The organism is Methanobrevibacter cuticularis, assembly GCF_001639285.1.
Classification (GTDB): domain Archaea; phylum Methanobacteriota; class Methanobacteria; order Methanobacteriales; family Methanobacteriaceae; genus Methanobaculum; species Methanobaculum cuticulare.
On the sequence record NZ_LWMW01000149.1, the window covers coordinates 1 to 7,082 of the forward strand.

General features: G+C 24.1%; 6 protein-coding genes. All 6 read right to left on the reverse strand.

What is annotated here, in order from left to right; translation table 11 throughout:
- Positions 1-1,013: 1,013 nt before the first annotated feature.
- Entirely contained in the window at positions 1,014-1,415 is a 402-nt protein-coding gene (locus MBCUT_RS09715; RefSeq protein ID WP_067260490.1) for a dihydroneopterin aldolase family protein, read from the reverse strand.
- A gap of 156 nt (positions 1,416-1,571) precedes the next feature.
- Positions 1,572-2,291, reverse strand: coding sequence for a class E sortase (locus MBCUT_RS09720; RefSeq protein WP_067260492.1), 720 nt, complete (start codon positions 2,289-2,291; stop codon positions 1,572-1,574).
- A gap of 448 nt (positions 2,292-2,739) precedes the next feature.
- A complete protein-coding gene (locus MBCUT_RS09725; RefSeq protein ID WP_067260493.1) occupies positions 2,740-3,867 on the reverse strand; it encodes an AAA family ATPase in 1,128 nt (375 codons plus the stop codon).
- A 744-nt stretch (positions 3,868-4,611) separates the two neighbouring features.
- Positions 4,612-4,830: a histone family protein gene (locus tag MBCUT_RS09730; protein WP_067260496.1), complete on the reverse strand. Its 219-nt coding sequence runs from the start codon at positions 4,828-4,830 to the stop codon at positions 4,612-4,614.
- A gap of 290 nt (positions 4,831-5,120) precedes the next feature.
- A complete protein-coding gene (locus tag MBCUT_RS09735) occupies positions 5,121-5,954 on the reverse strand; it encodes a TIM barrel protein (RefSeq protein WP_067260498.1) in 834 nt (277 codons plus the stop codon).
- A gap of 399 nt (positions 5,955-6,353) precedes the next feature.
- Positions 6,354-6,542, reverse strand: coding sequence for a PDDEXK nuclease domain-containing protein (locus tag MBCUT_RS11860; RefSeq protein WP_394327063.1), 189 nt, complete (start codon positions 6,540-6,542; stop codon positions 6,354-6,356).
- Between the last annotated feature and the right edge of the window lie 540 nt (positions 6,543-7,082).

The following is a 7,082-nucleotide window of genomic DNA, read 5'->3' on the forward strand; positions in this document are numbered from 1 at the left end:
AACAGCACCACTAATACCACCATCAGTCGCATTAGTAATATTACGATCTGCTGCAAAACTAGTTGATAAACCAACCATTACCAACAAAGCAAAAAGCAACAATAAGACCATCACAAAAGACGTCTTTTTAAACTTATTCATAATATCTTTCACCTCATCATTAAAATATAATATCTCAACATACCATCCAGCTATAATCAAAAACTAAAAAAATGCTTAACAATCAACTACTAACCATATCTTATTAATTAATAAATAAAAAAACTTGTTAGTCATCTAAAGAACAGTTAGTATCCTATTAAACTATTAACTTTTAACTACTGGACAAACATACTTATAGCAATTACCCATATATAAATATATCACTTCTACACACCCCAAAACAAAAACAAAGATAAATCACAAAGCAAGAACAAAACCATAGACTACCCCCCCCCCCCCTAAACATACAAAGAACACACAAACAAAAAAACACAAAATAAGTAAAAAAAATCAACCCTTTTACAAAAATAACCTATCTAACCCATCATCTAATTTTCCACCGATTCTTTTCATTTAAGTAAATATCACGAAAAATTCTTAAATTATTAAATAGCTGTCTTGATGAATCTAATGATCAAAAAACAATTATAAACACACAGAAAAACAAATAACAGAACGAAACAAAAAAGAAGGAATATATTGGGTTTACTCAAAAATTTATAAAGTTACATTAAAAATTATGAATTAATGTTATTAATATAACAAATTTTTAAGAATTTTCTAAAAGATTTTTATAACAGTCTTAAAGCTTAGATTTATGAGAATTTTTAAGTTAACAGTATGATGAATTAGTGAATTAATAAAAAGAAGTCCATGACTAAGTCGTGGTCAAAAGTCTTTTTGCACAAATTGAATTTCTTTATTTTGAATTCTAGAACTTTGACTTTTGACCCTGAGTGGAAATAAAATAAAATAAAAATAATAAATAGTATCATAAGTAAAAATAAGAATTAGGATGAAAAAAAGATCAACTATTTCATAGTATCTTCTTTTCTAGTGTCTTCTTCTATAATATCTTCAATAAACATTAATGGGTAATTAATATTTTCAATAAACTTCATTCGAACAATAGCTAAAACATCCACAACCTTTGAAAAGATTTTAACATCTAACATATCCCCAGTTAGGGAGGTATATTGAAAATCAGTCATGGCATCATCAAGCTTATCTAAATCTATACTTATTTTAACCTTTTCAATAGCTGGTTGAAGCTCTAATGATTCTTTAATAGCTATTTCTAAGTTATTAACAGTTTTTTTATTTACAGGAGTGCCTATAAACTGGTGAAAAAGTGCGCCCATGCTAATAGCTCCTTCGAATATAGCTCTTTCTCGATGATTAATATTAGAAAAGTATTCTTTATCTACATCCATATTATCTTACATCCATATTCTTTATTGTTTTAAAGTTCCATAATGTTATTCTAATACATTATCCAATTATAGAAGAATAGCTATTAATTAAATAAATAGCTATTAAGAGTTTAAATAATCATTAAATGTTTAAATAGTTCTTTCATTTTATACTGATTAACTAAAATCTCCATTTAACCAATTTAATTTATCTGATATGATCTCTGGAGGAAGTGGATAGAAATAATTATAGAAGAGAAATGCAGAAATAGCTATTACCACTATTAAAACAATTAATCTGTCTTCTTTAATTGGATAGAAATAAGAGAGTATTAATCCTAATCCTAAGAATAATAAAGAGATATACAGACCATAATTTTCTTGGGGATTATCCTTTAAGATTGTTGAATTTAATTCTCCAACATTAGTCATGTTGGCTTCATAAATCAATCTGTTTGTGGTGAATCCAGGAGGATCACAAGTAATTAAATACAGACGCTGAGTGTTATTTTCAACAGGCAAAAGATAGCTAGCAGGAACTATGCTTGAGTTTGTAATGGTATAATTAACTTGACCAATCCCTGGCCATTCTAATGTAACATTATCCCCAATTTTCAGCTCATTGAGTCTCAAAAATGGGAATCCATAACCTGTCCTATGACCAAATAAAATCACATCTCCCTTAGTAGGAAGGTATGAAACCTCTTCATGGTAAACCCCTTGATTTATAGAGACATTATTGATTCTCTCATTTATCCCAATAGCAGGGATCAATACACGTGGAGAAGATAAATCTTTCTCAATAGCTATTTTTGAAGAGTAATATGATACTTCTAATGAAGCATATGCCCCCACTACTAAAAGACTAATGATCAAGACAATTGTTGCTATTTTCAATTTATCACCTAGAAATTATAAACCTGAATTTAATATAAAATATTGAAATTAAATAATCTTATTATTATAAATAATTAATAAAACTTGTCATTATTAATAAATTATTATAAAAATAGAGTAGTAATCTAAAAAAGACAAATTAAATGAATAAATATTAATAGAAAAACAAATATTTAATTTTAGAATTTATCTATATTGTTTCTAATTATATATACTTTTATCATATTATTTATAATTGTAAATACTTTTATTGTTATATTATTCTTATTTAATATATTGTTTTTATTAATTATATATTTTTATATTTCAAAGAAAGATAATATACTTTTTAATAATTATTAATATATATTATTTAAATTATTAATTAATAGTAAATTAAGAAATATAAATTGATAATACTTGGTAATATAATTAATTTTTAAGAAATAATAAAGTCCTTAAAGTAGAATCAAACAAACATATTTTTAGGAGATTGATTTTCAGATTTAGATTTATTTAAAGCTAAGTTTATATGTTCCATAGAAATAACATCGTCATCATTAGAAATAGCATTATGCAATGAAGATTTCAATATTTTTTCTTTAAGATCTCTTCCAGACATACCTTTTGTTAATTTAGCTAATTTTTTAGAAGTTGGTTCAACAGTTAAAGGTAAGGTTTTTATATATTTATCCAAAATAGCTATTCTTTCTTTTTCATTAGGAAGAGTAAATTCAAACTCGTCTTCAAATCTACTTCTGACGGCATAATCTAATTGTTCTGGATTATTTGTAGCAGCTATTGTTACAACCCCTTCATTTTCATGAATACCATCCATTTCAGTTAAAAGAGCATTTACAACCTCGGAAACATCCCCTCTTAGATATTGAAATTTTCTATGAAGAGCAATTGCATCAATCTCATCTATGAAAATAACTGAAGGTTGTGTTTTAAGTGCCAATTCAAAAAGATTATGAATTTGAGATGCACCTTCTCCTACATGATCCCCAATTAAAGTGGTTGCTTTTATTAAATACAACGGAACATTAAGTTCATTAGCCAATGATTTAGCTAACATAGTTTTACCAGTACCTGGAACCCCATAAAATAAAATGTTCCTTGGAGCCCATTTCCCAAATTTTTCAGGACTTTCTAAATATCTCATTATAATTTTACACTTATTTTTAGCTTGATCTTGACCTATTATGTCTTTAATCTCTAAATCAGTAGTAATAGCTTCCAATTCATTTTTAGAAGATGTTTCTTCAGATATTAAAACTATAGAAGTATTTTCACTAATTATAGAATTATTTGGATGAGCCGTTATCACTTTAAATCCATAATCAGGGATTATTTTTTGATCAAAAAGATAAGATCCTTCTACAACTTCTAAACCTAACCATTGCTCTTTAGCATAGCATTCAAATAGATTTTTATCTGAAACTTCTAAATTGTGAGATTCCATCAATGGAAAATTAAAAGGATAACCAATGCCTTGTAAAACAATAGCTTTAGCTTCTTTTTTAGAATCAAATTTAACATTGATTACTTTATTATTTGTTGACTGTGAATCTTGGGTTTTATTATTAAATTTCAAAAGTACACCTGTTAATAAACTAAAAATAATTTAAATAGATTTGATTTACATCGATTAAAAGGTTATTTTAATTGAATCATATTTATCAATACATTATCAAAAATATTTATCAATATAACCAATTATCAATATATTATCAAAAATTCGAATTTAAAGTTATTATAACATATAATAATCGAATAATTATAAAATAAAAATTATTTATTTTTCTATTATAATAAATTATATTATCGATACTAATATAAAAATTTAATTATTAATTCTCAAAATGTAATAATTAATAGTTCTGTAAATATTTATTATGTCTGAAAAATATGAAAATCTAATTATTCATAAAAAATAAAAATATATTATCAAAACTTTTATATTATCAATTATCACATTTTGAGAATTAATTTCATGAAAAAAAATAGCTATGAAAACTAGAGAAAGTGTCTTATTATTCTACAATTAATAAAATTAATAAAAAAAACCTTCTTTATCTTATTATTCCACAAATTAATAAAATTAATAAAAAAAACCTTCTTTATCTTATTAGATAATAATAACAAATGCGAAATTAATGATAGTAATAAATATTTTATGAAAAAAATTAGAATAAAGTTAAAATAAATTAGAATAAAATTAAAATAGAATTAAAATAAAGTAATATGATTAAAAGAATGTTTATAGAAAAAATAAAATAAAAGAAAAGTATTATCAAATACTTTCTAAATTAAAAGTCATCTAATAACTGTACAGAAATTAACATTTACAAGATGAAACAGCTAATTTAACATCATCAGCTTTAACAGTTTTACGACCAGCGTGTTTAGCATAAGAAACAGCTTTTTGAGCAACTTGGGTTGCACATTCTTCTAAAGCTTCAGCTAATGCTTCTTTAGCATCTTCACTAATTCTTTCTGCGCCTGCGTTTTTTACTATTCTTGCAACTGGTGCAATAGGTAATTCACTATTTTTCATAATTAATCACATCTCCACATTTTTAATATAATAAGCCTTGAAGCTTACTACAGTTAACTATTCTTTAATTTATTATATATAAATGTATCGCTAAAATAGCTAAAAAACAAGTGAAAATTTATACTATTTTAAGGTTTCATTAGGAAAATCAATCTAATGAATAATAACCTATTATGTTATATTATATTTTTGAAATTCATGAAAAAATATAATATCCTAGATGGATTAAGATAGAAGAAAATTGTTATTTTTAATATATTAAAAATATCTAATATGTTTAAATAAAATAATTACAATAAACTTTCATAAAGATTTTTCATTTTTAAAGCATCCTGATCAAGTAAAGGAGTCTCACAGATGATAGTAGCTTTCCAATCATTTTCTATAAAAGATTCAAGTAACCATTTTAATTCAGGACCATATTCCTCCTCTTCAAAAGTATGATGTCTTCTTTCTCCAGCTTTAGTATATTCAATCCTTGTAAAATGACAATGCAATCTATCAATATCTAAACCATCTTCCAATTTTGAAAATATGCAATTATAATCTTCCTTTTTCTTAATATATCCTCTACCACGAGCGTGGATATGTGCAAAATCAATAGTTGGTTCAAAACAATCAAAACTTGAACAAATTTCAATTATTTCATCAATATTTCCTAATTGAGATCTTTTTCCTGTAGTTTCAGGCGCAAAAGTATATTCACTTACTCCTTCTTCATCGAGTCTAGAAAGTAATGTATTTATAGATTTTTTAGCAATTCTTAATGCTTCCTTAGGAGAATTTTTTGAATAATACCCAGGATGAAATACTATTCTATAAGCTCCCATCCATTGAGCAGCTTGAGCAGCTTTCATCATCACTTCAATAGACATATTCAATTTTTTATCATCAACTGCAGATAAATTAATATAATATGGAGCATGAAGAGACACTAAAATATCTTCTTTTATTGAATCCTCTTTAAGTATATTAGCTGATTTTTCACCAATTCTAAGCCCTCTTCCAGCTTGGTATTCATATGCATCTAAGCCTTCATTAGCAATATATCCACATGCAGTATAAGCACTACCTTTATAATCCACTGGTCTCCCAGCAGGCCCAAAAATAACATTAGGTTTCATGATAATCTCTCTTTGTATTGTTCTAATTTTTTAATAATATTCTAATAATATGATTCAACTTAAATATTCTAATTAGATGGTATATTTTATAATATAATAATTAATTAACTTAAATATTCTAATTAGATGGTATATTTTATAATATAATAATTAATTAACTTAAATATTCTAATTAACTCATAATTTATAATATAATAATTAATTAACTTAAATATTCTAATTAACTCATAGTTTATAATATAATACTAATTAATAGTATAATTTTCTATAGATTAAAATAAATAACTCAAAATTTTAAAATAACCACACAATTCAAAAAGAAACTATGAAATTAGCTTTTTTATATAAATATTTTAGATAAAATATAACATGATGAAAATAATAGAAATATAAAAAAAATTATGTTTCATTTACAAAGAATAAATTTATATTTTCTACAATCATTTCTTTTGAAAGTAAAATATTTTTAAACTTTTTAGGTAATTTAATAGAAATTTCATATGTATCAACGCCAATAGGTAAATTAAAAGTTTTTAAAGAATATTCAACAACTATTTTATTCTTTTCTTTACAAATAATTATTCCTATAAACTAATTTTTCTCCAAAAAAATAACATATCATTTAAAACAACCAAATATAAAGAGTCATTGTCAAAAGTCAAATTTTAAAAAATTTAGCCATTGAAATTTGTTTTCTAAATCTTTCATTTATTAATACTTTTTTTGTTATACTTTAAATTGTGTTTGTAGTTTTAATAGCTATAAAATTAGGTTACAGTTTCCTATTATAAATAATTTAGGATAAAGCTAAAGAAAATAGTAATAATTATGACAATTCATTAAACAAAAAGGGAAAAGGAATATTATAGTGTTGGACCAATGCTGTCAATTTAAAGAATTATTACTTTAATATTCTAATGAATGCAACATTCCATTTAAATATAAATTATAAAAAAATTAATTAAAAAATACTAATTTTTTACTTCTATTTTATGTTCTTCTATTTCTTCTTTTGTTAGTTCCCTAATTAGATGGTTTTCATTGTTGAATCCGTTTTTTTCAATTTTAAAAATATTTTCAATAGTGTTGAAGTCGACACTGTGGATGTATAATGATTCTTTAATGATT

Coding starts and splice junctions, on each gene's coding strand:
- MBCUT_RS09715 (WP_067260490.1), bottom strand. CDS start 1,415: ATGGATGTAGATAAAGAATACTTTTCTAATATTAATCATCGAGAAAGA.
- MBCUT_RS09730 (WP_067260496.1), bottom strand. CDS start 4,830: ATGAAAAATAGTGAATTACCTATTGCACCAGTTGCAAGAATAGTAAAA.
- MBCUT_RS09735 (WP_067260498.1), bottom strand. CDS start 5,954: ATGAAACCTAATGTTATTTTTGGGCCTGCTGGGAGACCAGTGGATTAT.